The following is a 20,041-nucleotide window of genomic DNA, read 5'->3' on the forward strand; positions in this document are numbered from 1 at the left end:
ACACGAAGGCGCGCTTTTTGGCCGAAGAGCGCCGCCTTCTTTCGCAATGGACGCCCTAATGAACACAGCACCTTCAAGCACCATCGCACGAGGCCACTCCCTGCCGGACGAAGTGGCCAAGCGCATCCGAACGTCCATCGAAAGCGGCAGCATAGAGCCGGGCAAGCGCTTGCCCACCCAGCAGGAGCTCGCCGAAGCCTATGGCGTCAGCCGCCCGGTGATTCGAGAAGCCGTCTCCATCCTGAAGTCAGACGGCCTGGTGATCTCGCAGCAGGGGCGCGGTCACTTCGTCAACCCGCAAGGGGCCTCGGTCTTCCGTCTCGAGCCCAGCTTCGAAGACAAGGAAGACCTTGCCGACCTGTTTCAATTCCTCATGGCCGTGGAAGTGGCGGCCACCGAACAGGCCGCCACCCGCCGCTCCCCCAGCGACCTCGACGCCATCCGCCAGCATCTCGACGGGCTGGAAATCGCTATTCGGGAAAATCGCAACGGGGTCGAAGAGGACATGAAGTTCCATAGCGCCATTCTCCAGGCCACTCACAACGCCTACTTCATCAGCTTCGGCGAATTCCTGGAGTCGCGCGTCCGCAACCTGATCCGCACCGCTCGCAAGAACACCGCGCGCAGCCAGGACATGGTCAAGCGCGTGCAGCATGAGCACGAAGCGATCTTCAAGGCCATTGCCGCTCAGGATGCCGAAGGCGCCCGGGCTGCCGCCGCTCATCACCTCGACAACGCCGCCCAGCGGCTGCGCATCTACCTGACACCCGCCGATTGACTGAGTGACCTGAACTGGCCGCCCGCAGCACGCCCAGCAGCCCCTGCAGCGGATGAGGCAGTGCGGTATTGGAGAGGCGCCTGGCCTGGCTGCGGCAGGAGTAGCCGGTGGCCAGCAGGCGGCCGGCGTTGGCCTTGCTCTCCACATGGGGCTGCCAGGACTGGGCGTAGATGGTCCGGGAGGTCTCGCGGTTGCGCGCCTCGTGGCCGTAGGTGCCCGACATGCCGCAGCAGCCGGTACTGACCAGTTCGAGTTCCAGGCCGAAGGCGGCAAAGAGCTGCTGCCATGCCCTGGGGCTGCCCGGGGCGTTGGTCTTCTCGGTGCAGTGGGAGAGCAGCCGGTAGCCCGGGTCGTCGACGCTCAGGCCAGGGGGCGCCAGCCGGGCGGCCAGGGTTGGAGACTTAGCCACCAGCCACTCCTGCAGCATCAGCACCTCGGGCACGGCGTTCGGCCCCAGTGCCTTCACGTACTCCTGGCGATAGGTCAGGGTCATGGCCGGGTCGATGCCGACCAGCGGCACGCCGAATTCGGCCAGGGTCCTGAGGCGTCTGGCCTGCTTCTCGGCGGTACGCGCAAAGGCCCCCAGGAAGCCCTGGACATCGAGCGGCTTGCCGTTGGGCGTGTAGGGCGCGACGAAGACCCGCACGTCGAGGCGCGAGAGCAACTCGACGATATCCATCACCAGCCTGGCCTCGAAGTGACTGGTGAAGGCGTCCTGGACGAGCACCACGCTGCGCGCCTTCTGGGCCTCGGTGAGCAGGCCGAGCGACGTCGGCGTCGCTTCCGCCACGCCCCAGGCGGCGAGTTGCTTCTTCAGGCTTGCGCGGGAGAGCTTCGGGCTGTCCACCAGGCCGAGCGGGCCGGCCAGCAGCCGGTCGACCAGGCGATTGCCCAGGGCGGCATTGTAGAGCGGCGCCACCCGGGCCAGCGTCGGCACCAGGAACTCCATGCCACCCACCAGGTAGTCGCGCAGTGGGCGCAGGTAGCGGCCGTGGTAGACCTCGAGGAAGCGCGAGCGGGAGTCGGGGACATTGACCTTCACCGGGCACTGGCCGGCGCAGGACTTGCAGGCGAGACACCCCGCCATGGCGTCGTACACCTCGTGGGAGAAGTCATCCTCCCCGCGTTGCCGCCGCAGGGTATTCAGCGTGCGCGAAGGCAGGTCCCTGACGAACCCCCATACGCCCTCGGCCTTCTTCTTCCTCGACTCCTCGACCAGGTCGACCCCGGCCTCGCCCTGCAGGCGGAGCCACTCGCGGATCAGGCTGGCGCGCCCCTTGGGCGAGTGCACCCGGTCGCGGGTGGCCTTCCAGGAGGGGCACATGGCGTCATCGGGGTCATAGTTGTAGCAGGCGCCGTTGCCGTTGCAGTAGACCGTGGCCGCGTGGGCCTGCCAGACCCGCTCGTCGATCTGGCGGTCGAACTGGCCGCGGGTGGGGACGCCGTCGATGGTCAGCAGGTTGGGATCGACCCACTTGACCGTTTCCTCTTGATCAGAGGCGCTGGTTTGTGAGGCCTTACCCGCGACATCGGGCGGGATAGAGAGCGGCGAGGCGATCTTGCCGGGGTTGAGCTGGTTGTGAGGGTCGAAGGCCGCCTTGACCCGCTGCAGGCTGGGGTAGAGCTCACCGAAGAAACGGGGCGCATATTCCGAGCGCACGCCCTTGCCGTGCTCGCCCCACAGCAGGCCGTGGTACTTCTTCGTCAGCTCGGCCACCTCGTCGGAGACCTCGCGGATCAGCCGCTCCTGGGCCGGGTCCTTCATGTCGATGGCCGGCCGCACGTGCAGCACCCCGGCATCCACGTGGCCGAACATGCCGTAGGCGAGGCCCCGGGCGTCCAGGGCGGCGCGGAACTCGGCGATGTAGTCGGCCAGGTGCTCCGGCGGAACGGCGGTGTCCTCGACGAAGGGGATCGGGCGCTTCTCGCCCCTGGCGTTGCCCAGCAGGCCCACGGCGCGCTTGCGCATCCCGTAGACCTTCTGGATCTGCTCGCGCCCCTCGGCAAGCGTATAGCCCAGGCGGGGGACGCTGGCATCGGCCTCGAGGTGGCGGCAGAAGGCGTCGACGCGATCATTCAGCCGCTCGGGGTCGTCGTCGTTGAACTCCACCAGGTTGATGCCGCGCACCGGCGTCTCTCCCGAGGGAAAGAATGCCGCCACGCTGTCCCAGACGAAGTCCTCCATGGCCAGCATCAGCACGGTGTCGTCCACCGTCTCGACGGAGGTGGGCTGCGCGCTGCTTGCCATCAGCGCCTTGGCATCGCGCAGGGCCTCCATGAAGCCGGCGTAGCGCACGTTGACCAGAGTCGAGTGCTTCGGGATCGGCAGCACATTGAGCACCGCCTCGTCGAGCAGGCCCAGCGAGCCCTCCGAGCCGCACAGCAGGCTGTTGATGTCGAGGCGACCCTCGGCGTCGCGCAGGTGCGCCAGGTCGTAGCCGGTCAGGCAGCGGTTGAGCGGCGGGAACTTCTCGGCGATCAGCTCGCCCTGGGTGTCGATGATCTCCCGGGCGGTGCGGTAGGCCGCCCCGGTGACGTCGTCACGTTCGCACAGCGGCGTGAGCTCCTCGTCGGCCAGCGGGCGGCTCACTAGCCGCTCGCCGCCGAGCAGCAGGGTCTCGAGCTCGAGCACATGGTCGCGGGTCTTGCCATACTCGCAGCTGCCCTGGCCGCTGGCGTCGGTTGCGATCATGCCGCCGATGGTGGCGCGGTTGGAGGTGGAGAGGTCCGGGGCGAAGAAGAGCCCATGGGGTCTCAGCGCCGCATTGAGCTGGTCCTTGACCACGCCGGCCTGGACCCGCACCCGGCGCTTCTCCACGTCGATCTCGAGGATCGCGTTCATGTGCCGCGAGACATCCACCACCAGGCCGTCGGTGAGCGACTGGCCGTTGGTACCGGTGCCACCGCCGCGTGGGGTGAGCGCTACCTGGCGGTGCTCGTCACGGCCGGCCAGCCGGGCGATGCGCTCGAGGTCGGCGCCATGCCTCGGGTAGAGCACGGCCTGGGGCAGGCGCTGGTAGATGGAGTTGTCGGTGGCCAGCACCGTGCGGGCGGCATAGTCCGGGGCGATCTCGCCCTCGAAGCCCGCATCGCGCAGGGCGTCCAGGAAGCGCAGGTAGGGGGCGGCGAGGCGCATGGCCGGGTCGGTGTGGGCCGTGTCCAGTCTGGCGATCATGGTATCTCAGGGGAAAAAGCCCAGCATGTAGCTGGGCAAGAGGAAACACGACATCGCAGTCGCTCGTACAAGATCATCCGCAAGGAGGCATTACGTCATGTAAAGCCCACCGGCTACATCGATGGTCTGCCCCGTGACGAAGCTCGATTCGTCCGACGTCAGATACAGTGCCAGGTCTGCGACTTCATCCGGCTTGCCCAGGCGCCCGAGCGGAGTCAGGCGAACCTGCTCATCGTTGATGGCGGCATCCACAGCAAGCACCATCGGCGTCTCGATCCGCCCCGGGGCAATCGCATTGACGCGAATGTCGTAAGGCCCCAGTTCGGCGGCCAGGTGCTTGGTAAAGCCGATGATGGCCGACTTAGTCGCCGCATAATGGCACGCCACCACCGGAGAGTGGGTCTTGCCGGCAACGGAGGACATATTGACGATATGGCCACGTCGCGCGCGACGCATGCCATCACCCACCGCGCGGATGGTATTGAAAGCACCCGTCAGGTTGACCCCCACCACCTGATTCCACTCTTCCGGTGCCATTTCACAGACGGATGCCGGCAGGCCGCCATGCTTGGGAGATATGCCGGCATTGTTGACCACACTATCGACGGGGGCGCCAAAGTGGGCTTCCGCCTCTCTCACGCCACGTTCGACCGCGGCGTAATCGGAAACGTCGACCGATAACGGATAGGCATCGCCTCTTCCCGCTTCCCGGATGGCATCGCAAACCTCCTGGGCACTGTCGGCCGACCAGTCCATGACCGAGACATTGGCACCACGCGACGCAAACGCCATGGCAATGGCCCTGCCAATACCGGCACCACCACCGGTGACGAGTACATGTCGACCGGCATGGCTGGGTCGATAGCGTAAAGAACTCTCTAGAGCCATGTCTCAAATCCCCAGATATGCTTTTCGAATGTGGTCATCGCCCATCAGTTCTTGCGCCTGGCCATCCATCACGATTCTTCCGTTCTCGATGACATAGGCCCTGTCGGCGACCTTGAGCGTCTGATACACGTTCTGTTCGACGATCAACACCGTCGTGCCGCTCTCGGCAATCTGCTTGACCACCTCGAATACCTGCGAGACGACGATCGGCGCCAACCCCAGGGAGGGCTCATCGAACATCATCAGCTTGGGACAGGCCATCATTCCACGCGCGATGGCGACCATCTGCTGCTCACCGCCCGACAGCGATTCCGCCTGCTGATGAAGTCGCTCTTTCACGCGGGGAAACAGCGTCAGAACCTCTTCCAGTCGCTGGTCGTATCGATTCTTTGCCGCCGGACGATAAGCGCCCATCTGGATGTTCTCGAGCACGGTCATTTCCGGAAAGAGCTGACGCGCCTCGGGGATCAACGTGATCCCGCGATTCACCACCTGATGCGCCGGCAAGTGGGTAATGTCCTCGCCTTCGAAGGTGATGCTCCCGGCGGTGGCCTCGATCAAACCAGACACCGTTCTCAGGGTGGTCGTCTTGCCGGCACCATTACCCCCCACGATGGTGACGACTTCACCTTCGCTCACCTCCAGCGAGACATCGTGCAAGATCGTGGTAGCACCATATCCGGCCGTCACATTATTCAGTCGAAGCATCGGATGCCTCCTTGCCGAGATAGGCTTCAATGACAGCCTCGTTCTTCACCACTTCCTCCGGCTTGCCTTGCGCGAGAATCTCACCAGAACTGATCACGATGACTCGGTCCGAGAGCTCCATGACAGCCTGCATCACGTGTTCAATGGCAATGATGCTGATGCCGCTGTTACGAATCACCTTGATCAGTTCGATGGCTTCCCTGAGGTCGGCGGGGTTGATACCGGCCATTACCTCATCCAACAGCAGGATGCGCGGGCGCATCGCCATGACACGAGCCACTTCGAGGCGCTTGAGACCGCCAATGGGAAGATTTCTGGCCTCTTCGTCCAGGAAACGATACAGCCCGAGTTCGTAGGTGATCTCACGTGCCGCCTTGCGACACTCCTCCACCGAGCGGAAGCGATGGAAGGCACCCACCATGATGTTCTCTTCCACCGTCATGGCCGCAAAAGGCTGAACGATCTGGAAGGTCCGGCCGACACCGCTCCTGGCAAAGGCACCGGGTGTTTTCGGAGAAATGAAGTGGCCATCCTCGCCGAGCACCGCAACCGAGCCGGAGTCGGCACGCAAGAAGCCGGAAATCATGTTGAAGACCGTGGTCTTGCCCGCACCGTTGGGCCCGATGATCCCCAACACTTCCCCCTTGTGCACGTCGAAGGAGACATCGTTGGTGACGTGCAAGCCCCCGAAGTGCTTGTCGAGATGTTCGACCTTGAGCACCACGTCGCCGATCGGCGGGCGCGCGGGTTTCCTTATGTCGTCCAGATGAACGTGATCGACGGGGCTCTCGACGCTGGTATCGAAGCGGCGAACCCGGGAAGTCGGTAGATAGCGCTGGATGAGGCTCATGATGCCATCCGGCATGAACAGCACCACCAGGATCAGCACGACCCCGTATACGAACCCATGCAGGCCGATGGCACTGGAACCCAGCCAGCCGCGCGCCAGCTCCGTGATGGGCACCAGCAGAATCGTACCGTAGAGCGGGCCGAAAACGGTGCCCAGCCCACCCACCAGGGCGAACAGGACGATCTGAATGGAAAACGTTAGATTGAATGCCGATTCGGGCTCGATGAACGTCAGATATGAACCATGGAAAGTCCCGAGCATGGCCGTGAGTCCGGCGGAAATCGCCGCCGCATACAACCGCACATGAACGGTACGAATCGCGGCCCCCCTGGCAGCCGACTCACGCTCGCGGGTGGCAATCAACTGGAACCCCAGCTTGCTGCGGCGGATTGCCCAGGCAACGGCGAGGGAAAACGACATCAACCCGAATACGATCACCAGGGAAGGCAACCGCTCGGTGAAGATCATGGTGCTCCAGCCCATCTCGAGAGGTACCATCACGCCATTGGCACCGCCCGTCAGGCCGACCCAGTTCAGCGAAATGACATGAAAGACCTCCAGAAAAGCAATGGAGGCAAGAGCATAGAATGGTCCATGAAGCTTGAAGCAGGGGTAGCTGATGGCGACCGCCACCCCGGCGGCCAGAATGGCCCCGACGAACATGCTGATCCAGGGAGAAACGCCCGCGTTGAGCATCAGCATCCCCGTGTAGGCACCAATGCCGTAATAGATGGCATGCCCTAGCGAGAGCTGCCCCGCATAGCCGCCCACGATGTTCCAGGCAGTTGACAGCCCGGCAAATAGGCAGATGGTGATGAAGATATGGTAGATGTAATCATCGCCGACACCTATCGGAATGAGAATCAAGCTGGCCAGGGTAATGAAGAACAGTATCTTCTTGTTGAGAAACCATTGCATACCGCCCCCATGACTCCTCGCCGGTGCAGAGGATATTGTCTTATCGTTCATGACACTTTCTCCGGTGACGCCACAGCGCTTCTCAAGACACGTGTGCCAGTTTTCTTGCCTTGCCGAACAGTCCGGATGGGCGGAATATCAGGATCAGCAGGAAGATACCGAACACCGCGACATCCTTCAGTGACGACCCCAGATAGAAACCGGCAAAAGAATCCACGAGGCCAATGATCAAGGCGGCAAAGAAAGCCCCAGTGATGCTTCCCAATCCCCCCATCACAACGATCACGAAAGCAATCAGGACGAAGCTTTGCCCCGTTTGGGCATTGACGGGATACAGCGGAGAAAGCAGAACGGCAGCGACACCGACGCAGGCGATACCGATACCGAATGTCACCATATTGATGCGTGACACATTGATGCCCATCAGCTGCGCTGCGTTGCGGTTCTGAGCAGTGGCTCGAATGGCACGCCCCATCTGCGTTCGAGTCAGGAACAGATGCAGCGCACCCACCATGAAGATGGAGCACAGCATGATCACGACCTGTCCAGTCAGAATCGTTGCCGGCCCCAGACCCAGGGTATGGCGCATGCCGCTGGACGGCGTATTGAAATTGTCGGAACCCGCGATCATCAACACCAAGTTTATCATGGCGATCGACAGGCCGACCGTTGCAAATATCTGGATGTGTTCATCCGAATCTTTGAGCGGCTCTATCAGGAATTTCTGAACGAAAACTCCCAATACAAACAACAAGGGGATGATGAAGACCAGCGTCAAATAGGGATGAATGCCGAGATAGGTCGTGATGATGTAAGTCAAAATCATCCCTATCATCATGAATTCGCCATGAGCAAAGTTGATAACCTTCGTTATGCCAAAGATCAGCGTCAAACCGACGCTGACCATGGCATAAAGGCTACCAAGCATTAACCCATTGACGACAAGGCTAATAATTAATTCCATTTGGTAACCTCGGGGTTATTATTGGCTAGACCGCATGTCGGCAACACTGGCGCCTTCCGGATAAACGGTAACCAACTCGCCATCCTGCCATTGCATACCCATCATGCTGGCACGCTCGTTCTGGTTATTCTCGCCGATCTTGATGCCGATACCGGCTGCCGTTCCGCCAACGGGGACGTCCATCGCCAGCACGGCTTCCTTGATCTCATCGGCTGAGAATCCGCTACCCGCGTCGATGGCACGAAGAAGTTCAAGTGCTCCCGCGTAGTTCATCAGGGAGTGGCCAGAGCGGGGAGATTCCTCGTACTTCTCTTCATAAGAGGCCACGAAGTCCTCGATGCCGGGAGCGAACTCCGGGTCGATGTTGTACTGGGTGAAGTCGACATCGTAGACACCGTCGATCACATCGTGTCCCACTGCCTCAGCAGTCGGCGTCATGGAGTAGCCACCACCGCCGCCGATGATCGCCTTTGGACGGTAATCGCGCTCGTTGGCTTGGCGAAGGAACAGAACCGAATCGTCCTGATAGGAGGTCTGCAGAACGACGTCGACGTCTTCTTCTTGCAGTGAAAGCACGATGGAAGACATATCCACGGTTGACGCCGGATAATGCTCTTCCATCACGATGTTGAGGCCATGCTCTTCGGCAAATGCACGCTGGTGTTTGCCCACCGACGAGCCGTAGTTGGAATCCTCATGGATGATGCCGATGCGCAGCTCGGTCGGGTCGACGCCGAGCTCGGGAGCGATGCCTTCGACCAGCATGTCGATGATGGTCTCGGCCATGTGATAGGCAGTCGGGTTGGTACGGAATACGTAGTTCAGCCCGCGCTCCGTAACATCGTCGGCGACGGCACCCAGCTCGAAGTAGGGCACCTTGCTCATTTCAGCTACCTGGGAGGCGGCGATGGAGCGTGAAGAGGCATAGGTACCGAAGATCGCCTTGACGTCTTCACGAGAGATCAGTCGGCGTGCTTCGCCGATAGCCTGGTTGTTGTCCACAGCATCGCCCGTCTCGAGCACGACGGTCTCTCCCTGGACTCCACCATTCGCATTGATCTGATCGACTGCCAGCTCCAGGCCGCGATAGCTTTCTTCACCGAGGAGAGCCAGTCCACCGCTGAGAGGATAGAGCGCTCCGAATTTCACCTCGGCGAAGGCAGGGGCTGAGATACCACCAAGCAGGGCTGTCGCAATGACGCTGCTGATGACTGTGCGGCGGAATTTTTGATTGTAGTTCATGGTTACTTCTCCTGATCGTTACTGTATCACTAATTTTTTATGCGTTGGTTTTCGGCAGAAACTTGCTGCCTTGATAGCTCGTGATTGGCGGATATGCATCTGGATCGATCATGACGTCCAGTAATGTGGGTACTTTCTCGTCAATGGCCCTCCTCAGCTCAACCAAGTAGTCGTCAGGATGCGTAATCCTGACACCTCGCACCCCGCAAGCATTGGCAATGCCTGCATGGTCTACGTGAGAAAAATGGCAGATATCGGTGTAGTCCCCATGAAGCACCAGTTCGGAGTGCATCTGATAGCCAAGCGTCTGGTTGTTGAGCACCGTGATGATAACCGGTAGCCCCATTCGTACCGCTGTTTCCATTTCGGCCCAGACGTGTCCAAAGCCTCCATCACCGGTGACACAGTGCACCGTCGCATCCGGCATTGCCGCTTTCGCTCCCAAGGCAAAGGGCAAGCCCCAGCCGAGACCCGCCAACCCCCTGGGGGTCAAGAAGCGGCGCCCGGGTTTTCTAGCCGTCAGAAAGTTCGCTACCCAGATCGAGGAGTAGCTGGCATCCGCCACCACGAGACTGTTGCCATCCACGCACGCATCGAGATCTCGAAGGACACGCTCAGGTCGAATCGGCGTAGCGGAAAGCGCCACAGCCCCGGCCAAGCGCTGATCGAAGGTGGCATGCTCGTGAGCGATTCGCTCGGGCACCGTCGCGGACCAGCTTTGCATGGCCGAAAGGTCCCGCTCGCCTAGCGCCTGCGTCAGGGCCCCAAGGGTCAACTTGGCATCGCCTACCAGGCGCGTGGCCTCATAGTTGCGTCCGACTTCCAGCCCATCGACATCGATGTGGATGTAGGTCGCTCCCTCCGGGTAGAGGCTCCAGCTGTCGGTTCCGTTCTGATTGGTCCGGTTGCCGACCAGCAGAATGAGATCGGCCTCCTCGAGCACGAAGCGCAGATGCTCCGTGCGACTGCCCTCCCCCATGAAGTAACCCACCACGCCGACAGACATCGGCGAGGTCTCATCGACCGCACCTTTTCCCATGACAGTGGTGGCTACCGGCACTCCCAGGTTCTGAAGCGCCTCTATTTCCGCGTAAGCGCTGGAGGTATGTACGCCCCCTCCAACAATGGCAACCGGCCTACGCGACGCAGCGATCAGATCGGCTGCGCCGGCAATCGCGCTCGGGTCAGCCAGCGTCCTGTCCAATGGGTAGCGGCCGTAGTGATTGCGGCGAGGGGGAGACGCATCCTCCTCCCGGGCCACCTCGTCTATGATGTCCACCGGCACCAGCACCACCACCGGTCCCGGCCTGCCCGAGGCGGCCTCGACGAAAGCCATGTCGATGGCGTCCTCCACGCGGCCGGCCGACTCAATGCGGCGAGTCGACTTAGTCACCCCGGAGAAAAGACGAAAGTGATCCAGCTCCTGGAACGCATTGCGCTCGCGGCTGCGTACGGCCACGTCCTGAACCAGGGCGACCACAGGAATGGAAGCCTTGAAGGCTTCAGCAAGGCCGGGCACGAGCAGCGCTGCAGCAGGACCGTTTTGTGCCGCAACAACGGCCACCTTACCCGAAACTCGCGAGTAGGCATCTGCCATTGCCGCTCCGGCATTCTCGGTACGATACCCCACCTGGCGTATGCCCCGCTTGGCAGCCGCCAGGAATACCTTTGACGGAATGCTCTGGCCGAATATCTCGCTGACACCGTGACGCTCCAGCGCGTCGACGATGCTATCCGCAACGATCCTACCCATGACGCCCCCTGTCATTCGAAAGTCAGCACGACCTTACCGATGTGGTCCGCATCCATCCGACGATGCGCCTCCACCACATCGTCAATGGCGAAGGTGGAGTCGATCACCGGGAGGCAGTGCCCCTGCTCCCACAGAGGCATGACGCGTGCCTCTAGCTCTTCGGCAATATTTTGCTTCTGCTCGATGGAGCGTGCTCGCAGCGTCGACCCCGTGAGCCACAGCTTCTTTGCCAGCAACAGCCAGGCATTGATAGTCGACTCGGGCCCCTTCATTACCGCAATCTGCACGATACGCCCCTCGTTGGCGGCCGCCTCCATATTGCGGTTGAGGTAATCACCACCAACCATATCAATGGTCAAATCGACACCGCGCCCAGCGGTGATCTCTTTCACCGCCTCAACAAAATCCTGAGTTTTATAGTTGATCGCATGGGCTGCCCCAAGCTCGAGGCACTGCTGACACTTTTCTTCGCTTCCTGCCGTCGCGATCACGTTCGCCCCGAAAGCCTTGGCTAGCTGTATAGCCGTCGTGCCGATCCCGGAGGTTCCACCATGCACCAGGAACGTCTCACCTTCCTTGAGGCCGCCGCGCTGAAATACGTTGGTCCACACCGTGAAGAAGGTTTCGGGAACCGCAGCTGCCTGCTCTAGGGTCATCGTCGCTGGTACGGGCAGTGCATTACGCTCGTCCACCACCGCGTACTCGGCATATCCGCCGCTGGCCACGAGCGCCATCACAGCATCGCCGGCCGAGTAGCGTGACACCTCGCTGCCCACCTCTACCACGCGACCGCTGATCTCAAGCCCCAGCACATCTGTCGCGCCAGGAGGCGGCGGATAACCCCCCATGCGCTGCATCACATCGGGACGATTGACACCGGCACCTGCCACCTTGACGAGAATTTCGCGTGGCCCTGGTACCGGAATTTCGCCCTCGACGACACTCAGCACTTCGGGACCGCCCGGCTGCCGAGCCTTGACTTGCTTCATCGTTTTTGTATGCATGCTGCGGGTCATGATTCCTCCACTTTATTGTCATATCCAGCTAACGCTTCATAGCAGATGAGGTCACAAAAAATGAAGCGCTTCATTATATGCTTTGAAAATAACATCTCTCAGAATTATCACAAGAAATTTCAGCGTTATACTTTATGCTTATTCGGCTCTACCACGAATCAGGTCGGCTGCCTTTTCGGCTACCATCATCACGGCGCCCTGGGTATTCCCCGACACCATCTCCGGCATCACAGAAGCATCAGCAATCGACAGTTTTTCTACGCCTTTTACCAGAAGGTTAGGGGTTACGACTGCATCATCGCCGTCACCCATTCTGCAAGTCCCAATCGGATGGTAAATGGTTTGCCCATTCTCCCGGGCGAACTCCAACCACTCTTCGTCGGATTGCACTTCCGTGCCAGGAGACATTTCATGCGACACGTACTCCTTCATGGCTGGCTGCTCGACGATTCTACGAGCCACCTTCATACCATCTACCAGTGTTTGGCAGTCCTTTTCCGTCGCTAGCATGTTGGGCTTTATCGAAGGAGCCGCCGCCGGATCGGCACTTTTGATATGAATGCTACCCTTCGATGTCGGGCGCAGCTGCGTGACGCCGATCGTCATTCCAGGCTGCCGATCCAGAACGCGAGTCGCCGCATTAGCGTAGCTGGCATGCACGAAGAAGAATTGGACGTCTGGCGAGCTCAACGTTGGCCGCGTCTTGATGAAACCGTGAACCAGACCCGTACCGAGGGTCAATATGCCCTTGTGTCTGGTGAAGTACTTCACCACTTCTTTCGTCAGCCGCAGTCCTCGTGACATCTCATTGAGGGTGACGGTGTTGCGGACTCGCCAATTCATGCGCGTGGCATAGTGATCGATGTAGTTCTCGCCGACGCCGCCCAGCTCGATCCTGGGTTCGATGCCGACCTTAGCCAATACGTCGGGATTGCCGATGCCGGACAGCTCCAGGATCTGGGGATTCTGGATGGCTCCGGCACAAAGGATCACCTCCCGTGCCGCCGTCACGGTTTCACGCTTTCCGCCACGCTCGTAGGTCACGCCGGTGCAACGGCTTCCCTCGAGGTCGATACGCAGCACTCGGCTTCCGGTCGACACCGTCAGGTTGCTGCGTGCCATTGCGGGTTTCAGATATCCATCCACGACGCTCCAGCGCTGGCCGTTGCGTTGCGTGACCTGGTAATACCCGACCCCTTCCTGATCCGCTGCGTTGTAATCCTCGTTGAAGGGCTGGCCATCCTCGGCGGCAGCTGCCAGGAACGCATCGGAAATGGGGAAACGTTCCTTGACGCGCTCCAGGTACATCGGGCCCCACTTACCTCTGGACGCTCCGCCTTCGGCGAAATTTTCCAATTTCCTGAAGTAAGGCTCGACATCCCTCCAGCCCCACCCGGTGGCACCTTCGTCGAGCCACCGGTCGTAGTCGATCGGCTGGCCGCGTACGTAGATCATGCCGTTGATCAGGGTGGAACCGCCCAGCCCCTTGCCGCGCGGAATGGCGATCACCCGCTCCCTGGTGGCGGCCTCCGGGCATGACTCGAAGCGCCAGTTATAGGTCTTGTTGGTCAACAGCTTGCTGAACCCCGCCGGAATCTTGATCCAAGGGCTCCGCGGCTGCCCGCCGGCCTCCAGCAGTAGCACGCTGTACTTACCATCCTCCGTTAGCCGGTTCGCCAGTATGCAACCCGCCGTTCCACCGCCCACGATGACATAATCGTATTTACCCATTACACCAGGCTTCCCGTTGCCGCTTGTCGAGTGATCGCAACATGCTCAAAGCCCCATCGTCTCGGCCATGAGTTTGAGTTGATTCTTGAGCATCGGAAGCCCGTACTGAACGGTGCAGCCCTTGCTCTTGGCGGCTTTCAGCAGAGATGTCTCCGCGGGCTCCATGATGATCTCGGCAACGACCTGCTGTTCCGTCAGGCCCTCGACGTCCAGCGGTAGCGGATCCCCCTCCTTGAGCCCCAGCGAGGTGGCATTGATGACGAGGTCGTGGCCTTTGGGGTCGCGCCCCCCCAGGCTCACGGGCAGAGCTGGGAAGGCCTCACCGAGTCGTTTACTCAGCGCTTCAGCCTTCTCCTGGGTGCGGTTGGCCAGGGTCATACGACTGACCCCCGCCTCGGCCAAGGCATAGGCGATGGCGCTGGCAGCCCCGCCGGCGCCAACCAGATAGGCTGAGCGCCCTTCGGGCTCGATGCCTTCTTCGCGAAGCCCCGCCACGAATCCCTTGCCATCGAGAATGGCGCCATGCAGCTTGCCATCAGCTGTACGCCGTATGACGTTGACCGCTTCCATGCGTGCGGCATCGTCGCTCAGCTCATCGCAGAGTTTCGCCACGGCCGTCTTGTGCGGCACGGTGATGACGAAACCGGCCAAGTTCTGCATGGCCATGAAGCCATTCACCACTGAAATGAGATCCTTGCTCGAGACATGCACCGGAACCATGACGGCATCCTTGCCCGTCTCCTCGCAAAGGCGGTTGATGCCCTGCGGCGTTTTCACATGGTGAATCGGGTCTGCGATGATGGCGCAAATTTTCGTTTTTCCAGTGATTTCCACATCAAACTCCCTGAGCCAGCGTATAACTCGTCTTCACGTTGGTAAAAAATTCTTTTGCGTAGCTTCCCTGCTCTCTCGGTCCATGGCTCGAACCTTTTCTCCCCCCGAAAGGCACGTGATAATCGACGCCTGCCGTTGGCAGATTGACCATCACCATTCCCGCACTGGAGTGGCGCTTGAAGTGCGTTGCACGAGCCAACGACTGGGTACAAATGCCGGACGACAAGCCATAAACGGTGTCATTCGCCAGTGCCAATGCATGCTCGTAATCATCGGCCTTGATCACCGTTGCCACGGGGCCGAAGACCTCTTCACGGTTGATCTGCATATCGTTCTGGGTCTGCGAGAACAGCGCCGGTGTCAGATAATATCCTGGCGTATCCAGTGTCAGACGCTCGCCCCCCGCCTCGAGCCGGCAACCCGAGCGCTTGGCCTCCTCTATGTAGCTCAGGTCCTGATCCAGCTGCGCTTGAGAAGCGACCGGCCCGATCTGGGTATCGGGATGCAGAGCGTTGCCCACCGTCAGTGCCTGCGTGGCCTCGCGCATGCGCTCGACGAAACGGTCGTGAATACCCTTCTCGACGATAAGACGACTCGAACTCGTGCAGCGCTGCCCGGTGGAGAAGAAGGCGCCATTGATGGCCGTGGAAACCGCCAGCTCGAGATCGGCATCGTCCAGCACCACCAGCGGGTTCTTGCCGCCCATTTCCAGCTGGAACTTCGCGCCGCGGGCGGCACACTCCGCGGCTATCCGTCTGCCCGTGTCCGAAGAACCCGTAAAAGTGATCGCATCGACTTTCGGCGAGGTGACCAGCGCATTGCCCACCTTCGAGCCGGGACCCATCACCAGGTTGAACACGCCCTTGGGAAGCCCTCCGACCTCATCGATGATGCTGGCCAGCGCCCAGGCGCAGCCTGGCACCAGGTCGGCGGGTTTGAACACCACGCTGTTGCCATACGCCAAGGCCGGTGCAATCTTCCAGGCGGGAATCGCAATCGGAAAATTCCACGGGGAAATGATCCCCACCACCCCAACAGGCTCTCGCGACACCTCGACGCTGACGCCAGGACGCACCGAGGGCAGGAATTCCCCGCCGAAGCGGATAGCCTCCCCGGCAAAGAACTTGAAGACCCGCCCGGCACGAGTGACCTCACCAATCGACTCGGGCAGCGCCTTGCCCTCTTCGCGGGCCAACAGCTCACCAAGACGCTCCTTGTCGGCGAGGATACGGTCACCGATCCGATCGAGCGCATCGGCACGCGCCTCAGACGTCCATGTGGACCACGTCTCGAGGGCATCGCTGGCGGCATCGACCGCCTGGGAAGCCTGAGCGTCATCGCCGCGGGCATATTCACCCACTACGTCGCGCGTGTCGGAAGGGTTCAGGTTGCGATTAACTTCGCCAGCTCCTACCCAGTCGCCATTGATGTAGTTCTCATGCATCCCGTTATCGTCCTCGTCGAGGGTTTGCTACGTTCACGTAGCTTGCGACGCCACAAAAATGAAGCGCTTCAGGTTGTTATCCAAAAAAATGAAGCGCTTCATTTTTGGCTTCAAAAAAAAGGTGATAGTCACCATTGGTTCGATATCATTAAGAGATAGCAGAGTAAGCGCAGGAGCCGATATTAACCTTTAGTCTTAGATGCTTCTCTCGCTCTCCGTCAGCGCTCTCAAGCTCTCTCGTTGGACTATCATCGTTTCTAGCTCGAGCGCCTCGACCGGCGCCTCGTTATCGATGATCGCAACGATGGTGCGGGCAACCTCGACCCCGATTTCGTGCATCGGCACCCTCACCGTGGTCAACCCAGGGCTCATGGCACTTGCAAATTCGATATCGTCGAAGCCCGTGATCGACAACCTGCCGGGAACATCGATTCCGCTTAACTGGCACTGATGCATTGCACCAATTGCGTGTAGATCGGTACCACAGATAAGCACCGTTGGCAGCTCCTCAGCCTCCAGCAAACGCTTGACCGCCTCCCGACCACCATCAAGCGAGAAGGGCGTCTCGATGAGCCACTCCGGCTTGACGGTGATTTCCGCCTCTTCAAGAGCGTCAAGAAAACCCGCACGGCGCTGCCGAGAGCGCTCATTGCCCTCTGCCGGCCCCCCGCACAGTGCCACCTTTCGATGCCCCTTGGCGATCACATGCCTGGCAATATCATAGGCTGCCTGGCGGTTCGAGAAACCGATAGTGTGCGGATAGCTCGTCTCGTCGGTCGACCACATCATTAGATAGGGGATATCGTACATTTTGAGCATGCGGAAAACTGCATCGTCGTGGTCGGTACCCACCAGAATCACGCCATCAACGCCGCTCTCGACCAACGCCTGAAGCACCTTGACCTCGCGCTTCTGGTTGTACTCATGACTACCGATAACCAACTGATAGCCCATTTCCAACAGGCTTTGCTGCAAGGAATCGATGGAGTTTGAGAACATCGGGTTCTTCAGCGTGGGATACACCACTGCTACCCGCCATGTCCTTCGTGAAGCTAGAGAGCGGGCCACTCCATTCCGTACATAGCCCATTTTATTCACTGCATCCATGACCTTTTTCAAGGTTTTTGGTCTTACCTTATCTGGCGAAGAAAGTGCCTGAGAAGCAGTACCCAAGGATACATTTGCCTCTCTGGCAACATCTTCCAAAGTTATTCTCTTCTTTTTAACGCTCATGATCACTTAACCATAAATCGGTATTGTACTACGGCTAAACTTTAGCGAAGCAATATTTAGCGCGGAAACATTTCGAACCAACAACACTAAAACAATATTGCTTTGTAGGACAGCTTGCCTCTAGCACTCTAGAAATGCAACCCCCGGATTCAACCAAAACTAAACACAGCTCAATTTAAACCAGGAGAAGCATACTACCCAATAAAAAACTTCATCGCAAGGCAATGCAAATACAGCCCAATAAATGGAAAGAATTTTTCGATACACCATAGTTAGCACACATGTATAGTGAAATTGCTCGGAAGCCTTAACCTAGTTTCTGCGAAGATTTCTTGTGCTGCAAAATGCAAAATGCAAAATCTTGACTCCGGCAATAATAGTAACTATTCTACAACTAATTCGACCAACCAAACCCCAACAGAGGCTCGTCACGATGACAGAAAAAGATCTATATATATCTTCGCCTCGCAAAAAACTGCAAAGTCGAAAGCGCAACGGCGAATATGTGACGCTTGGCACAGCCAGCATTGTCGGGAGAGGTTTCGCGCCAAAGGAAAAAGTGGCCGAAACACTCAAGAAGGCGCATGAACGGTCTAGAGCCACCATTTTGAGGCATCGCCAGGAGCTTTTGGACTCGTAGCCTCATCGATGCGCGAATTTAACCGACTGACGTACCGATAATCGAACATCGTGTGTGTTCCGCATGCGGAACACACACGATGTTCCGTCAGAACATTGCGTGACGCCTCCCTAACTGCCTTTCACTTGCGACACCCGCTCGCACCGCCAGCCTCGAAAGACTGCTAAATCACTGATTACACTTAGATAATTTTAGCAAGAGCCCATTTTCAGCTATCTCCAGCCTCGCTTACCTCCGCTCCACGGGGGCGCTCTGGGGGCGCTTGCGTAATCTGAAAAATCCCTATCGTTGTTCATCAGAGGCCGATTACCCCCTCGTTGTACCCTTCAAGGGCATTTCGGGACCGGGGTGGGTGCCAACGTGGCAGGTAGCCTGCACGTGACTGACCATCGGGGAACAGATGATGACGCAGGAAACGAGTACAGCACAGCAGACAAATACTGCCAGCGGGGAAAATGCACCTGGCATCAACCGGTCTGTGGTGAGCACAGAGAGTCGACAAGCTTCCCCTCAGAACGGAGCAACCCATCCGACTCTGGAAATCGCCAAACTAAGGAGTGTTCGGTGCCAAGATCTGACGATCTCTCCGAACATTTCACGAGAACTTCGCATCCAGCTGGCTAGCCATATTCCGTTACTTCAGCGACATAGCCACCTCACTGAGGCGGCAATCAAAACTATTATCATCAGCAATCCTCCCTGCGTATATGAAAGTCAAAAGGATCGCATGGCATATGTGTTTGGCAATCTTCGCTCATGGGAGCTGTCCCAGTGGCTGCCACCAAAGTCTCGCATCCCCGCGCTGGTGTTTCATGGCCTTAACAGGGGAGACATTGAATCGATTTGCATACAGTTAGAGCTTCTCAATTATGTCACGTGTGGGCTCGAGGCGAGAAGCGCGCCAGACGTCTGCGAGTCATTGCGGTTAATCTTGAAAAAGCGCAACCCCAACCTACTAGGCGCCTTATCCCCAATGTTTGTTCATAAGAAATTATTTCTTAACGCCTTAGGCATGAGTCGCAACTCAGCGAGCAAAGCGGAAAAGCTATAAAAACTGGAGAATCAAGGATGAACCCATTCAGCACCCCTGAACTTTCATTACTGCATGAAGCCATACAGCCTCGCTATGACTGGTTTGGAATCGAGGTCTTCCAACATGACCTCTTGTCAGCCATTCAAACCCTTAACGCTATCGACCACAGCGCCTGGCCAACTGATGTCGTCAACTCCATTATCACCAAAGTGAACGAGGACCCAGGGGTTATCAAAACCCTCTACCAGCATACTGAGCCGAGAGGCTCCAAGGGCATCTACGGGAACCATCCTATCCAGGCCGCACTGTGGCAGATCGCCAAACATGGCCATGACGTCACGCGCCTGACCCTCTTGGCCCATATTATCCACATGGCGCTCCTGTGGCGAAACCGACTCGATCACTTCCTCTCAACCGATGACCTGGAAGCTGAACGTCGTCGTAATGAGTATGCTAGCAGCCTCGAAAGGGCATGCCTGGCAGTTCGTAAATTATCAGGAAGGGTTCTGGAGTACTTCGAGCTTGATGACGCGCCCTCCTGGAAGGTGCGCCAGCAGCTCAGTCAGTTTTTGGCTGAAAAAGTCCACATATATGATCGCCATAGTATTGGCTATATCAGCCATTTGGAACGATTTATATCCTACGCCTTGGCGATGCGTAATCCACGCAACACAATATAGTGGACCCTGAAATCCAGACACTGGTTTAAGCTATCGCCTGGCCGATTTTGAAGGGATCGATGATGTCGAATCAGAAACGCAACACCCACTCCCCGGAGCTCAAGGCCAAGGTGGCCCTGGAGGCGGTCCGAGGGCTGAAGACGGCCAACGAGAT

The 20,041-nt window shown here is 59.0% G+C and carries 14 protein-coding genes; 2 read left to right on the plus strand and 12 right to left on the minus strand.

Going from position 1 to position 20,041, the window contains the following annotated elements; genetic code table 11:
- The first annotated feature begins 112 nt into the window (after positions 1-112).
- A complete protein-coding gene (locus OP498_RS13980) occupies positions 113-778 on the plus strand; it encodes a FadR/GntR family transcriptional regulator (protein ID WP_280553949.1) in 666 nt (221 codons plus the stop codon).
- Here OP498_RS13980 and OP498_RS13985 read toward each other — a convergent pair.
- The 12 genes from OP498_RS13985 to OP498_RS14040 form a co-directional block, all read right to left on the minus strand.
- Positions 672-3,953 carry an FAD-binding and (Fe-S)-binding domain-containing protein gene (locus OP498_RS13985; RefSeq protein ID WP_280553950.1) on the minus strand — a complete coding sequence of 1,094 codons (3,282 nt, stop codon included), beginning with the start codon at positions 3,951-3,953 and terminating at the stop codon, positions 672-674. The genes OP498_RS13980 and OP498_RS13985 overlap by 107 nt on opposite strands.
- Before the next feature lie 90 nt (positions 3,954-4,043).
- The gene (gene fabG, locus OP498_RS13990) at positions 4,044-4,841 is read right to left on the minus strand and encodes a 3-oxoacyl-ACP reductase FabG (protein WP_280553951.1); all 798 of its coding nucleotides are present in this window, start codon (positions 4,839-4,841) and stop codon (positions 4,044-4,046) included.
- Positions 4,842-4,844: 3 nt separating this feature from the next.
- Complete coding sequence (locus tag OP498_RS13995; RefSeq protein WP_280553953.1) at positions 4,845-5,549, minus strand: ABC transporter ATP-binding protein; 705 nt, start codon at positions 5,547-5,549, stop codon at positions 4,845-4,847.
- Positions 5,533-7,368, minus strand: a complete 1,836-nt coding sequence (locus tag OP498_RS14000; protein WP_280553954.1) for a branched-chain amino acid ABC transporter ATP-binding protein/permease — start codon at positions 7,366-7,368, stop codon at positions 5,533-5,535. Before OP498_RS14000 ends, OP498_RS13995 begins: the two co-directional genes overlap by 17 nt.
- A gap of 31 nt (positions 7,369-7,399) precedes the next feature.
- A complete protein-coding gene (locus tag OP498_RS14005; protein ID WP_280553955.1) occupies positions 7,400-8,281 on the minus strand; it encodes a branched-chain amino acid ABC transporter permease in 882 nt (293 codons plus the stop codon).
- A gap of 18 nt (positions 8,282-8,299) precedes the next feature.
- A complete protein-coding gene (locus tag OP498_RS14010; RefSeq protein ID WP_280553956.1) occupies positions 8,300-9,523 on the minus strand; it encodes an ABC transporter substrate-binding protein in 1,224 nt (407 codons plus the stop codon).
- A gap of 37 nt (positions 9,524-9,560) precedes the next feature.
- Complete coding sequence (locus OP498_RS14015) at positions 9,561-11,276, minus strand: acetolactate synthase catalytic subunit (protein ID WP_280553958.1); 1,716 nt, start codon at positions 11,274-11,276, stop codon at positions 9,561-9,563.
- Between the two features lie 11 nt (positions 11,277-11,287).
- Positions 11,288-12,292 (minus strand): NAD(P)H-quinone oxidoreductase, encoded by a 1,005-nt coding sequence (locus OP498_RS14020; RefSeq protein WP_280553959.1) that lies wholly within the window; start codon positions 12,290-12,292, stop codon positions 11,288-11,290.
- A gap of 138 nt (positions 12,293-12,430) precedes the next feature.
- A complete protein-coding gene (locus OP498_RS14025) occupies positions 12,431-14,023 on the minus strand; it encodes a GMC family oxidoreductase N-terminal domain-containing protein (protein WP_280553960.1) in 1,593 nt (530 codons plus the stop codon).
- A 45-nt stretch (positions 14,024-14,068) separates the two neighbouring features.
- The gene (locus OP498_RS14030; protein ID WP_280553961.1) at positions 14,069-14,857 is read right to left on the minus strand and encodes a shikimate dehydrogenase; all 789 of its coding nucleotides are present in this window, start codon (positions 14,855-14,857) and stop codon (positions 14,069-14,071) included.
- Position 14,858: 1 nt separating this feature from the next.
- Positions 14,859-16,301: an aldehyde dehydrogenase family protein gene (locus tag OP498_RS14035; protein WP_280553962.1), complete on the minus strand. Its 1,443-nt coding sequence runs from the start codon at positions 16,299-16,301 to the stop codon at positions 14,859-14,861.
- A 195-nt stretch (positions 16,302-16,496) separates the two neighbouring features.
- Positions 16,497-17,534 carry a substrate-binding domain-containing protein gene (locus tag OP498_RS14040; protein ID WP_280553964.1) on the minus strand — a complete coding sequence of 346 codons (1,038 nt, stop codon included), beginning with the start codon at positions 17,532-17,534 and terminating at the stop codon, positions 16,497-16,499.
- A 1,708-nt stretch (positions 17,535-19,242) separates the two neighbouring features.
- Between OP498_RS14040 and OP498_RS14045 the strand changes: the two genes are divergently transcribed.
- Positions 19,243-19,887, plus strand: coding sequence for a hypothetical protein (locus tag OP498_RS14045; protein ID WP_280553965.1), 645 nt, complete (start codon positions 19,243-19,245; stop codon positions 19,885-19,887).
- Positions 19,888-20,041: the final 154 nt, after the last annotated feature.

This window comes from Halomonas sp. 25-S5, from assembly GCF_029889845.1.
Classification (GTDB): domain Bacteria; phylum Pseudomonadota; class Gammaproteobacteria; order Pseudomonadales; family Halomonadaceae; genus Halomonas.

Bases quoted from the DNA above. Each gene is read 5' to 3' on its own strand.
- OP498_RS13985 (WP_280553950.1), bottom strand. From the start codon at position 3,953: ATGATCGCCAGACTGGACACGGCCCACACCGACCCGGCCATGCGCCTC.
- fabG (WP_280553951.1), bottom strand. From the start codon at position 4,841: ATGGCTCTAGAGAGTTCTTTACGCTATCGACCCAGCCATGCCGGTCGA.
- OP498_RS13995 (WP_280553953.1), bottom strand. From the start codon at position 5,549: ATGCTTCGACTGAATAATGTGACGGCCGGATATGGTGCTACCACGATC.
- OP498_RS14000 (WP_280553954.1), bottom strand. From the start codon at position 7,368: ATGAACGATAAGACAATATCCTCTGCACCGGCGAGGAGTCATGGGGGC.
- OP498_RS14005 (WP_280553955.1), bottom strand. From the start codon at position 8,281: ATGGAATTAATTATTAGCCTTGTCGTCAATGGGTTAATGCTTGGTAGC.
- OP498_RS14010 (WP_280553956.1), bottom strand. From the start codon at position 9,523: ATGAACTACAATCAAAAATTCCGCCGCACAGTCATCAGCAGCGTCATT.
- OP498_RS14015 (WP_280553958.1), bottom strand. From the start codon at position 11,276: ATGGGTAGGATCGTTGCGGATAGCATCGTCGACGCGCTGGAGCGTCAC.
- OP498_RS14020 (WP_280553959.1), bottom strand. From the start codon at position 12,292: ATGACCCGCAGCATGCATACAAAAACGATGAAGCAAGTCAAGGCTCGG.
- OP498_RS14025 (WP_280553960.1), bottom strand. From the start codon at position 14,023: ATGGGTAAATACGATTATGTCATCGTGGGCGGTGGAACGGCGGGTTGC.
- OP498_RS14035 (WP_280553962.1), bottom strand. From the start codon at position 16,301: ATGCATGAGAACTACATCAATGGCGACTGGGTAGGAGCTGGCGAAGTT.
- OP498_RS14040 (WP_280553964.1), bottom strand. From the start codon at position 17,534: ATGAGCGTTAAAAAGAAGAGAATAACTTTGGAAGATGTTGCCAGAGAG.
- OP498_RS14045 (WP_280553965.1), top strand. From the start codon at position 19,243: ATGAACCCATTCAGCACCCCTGAACTTTCATTACTGCATGAAGCCATA.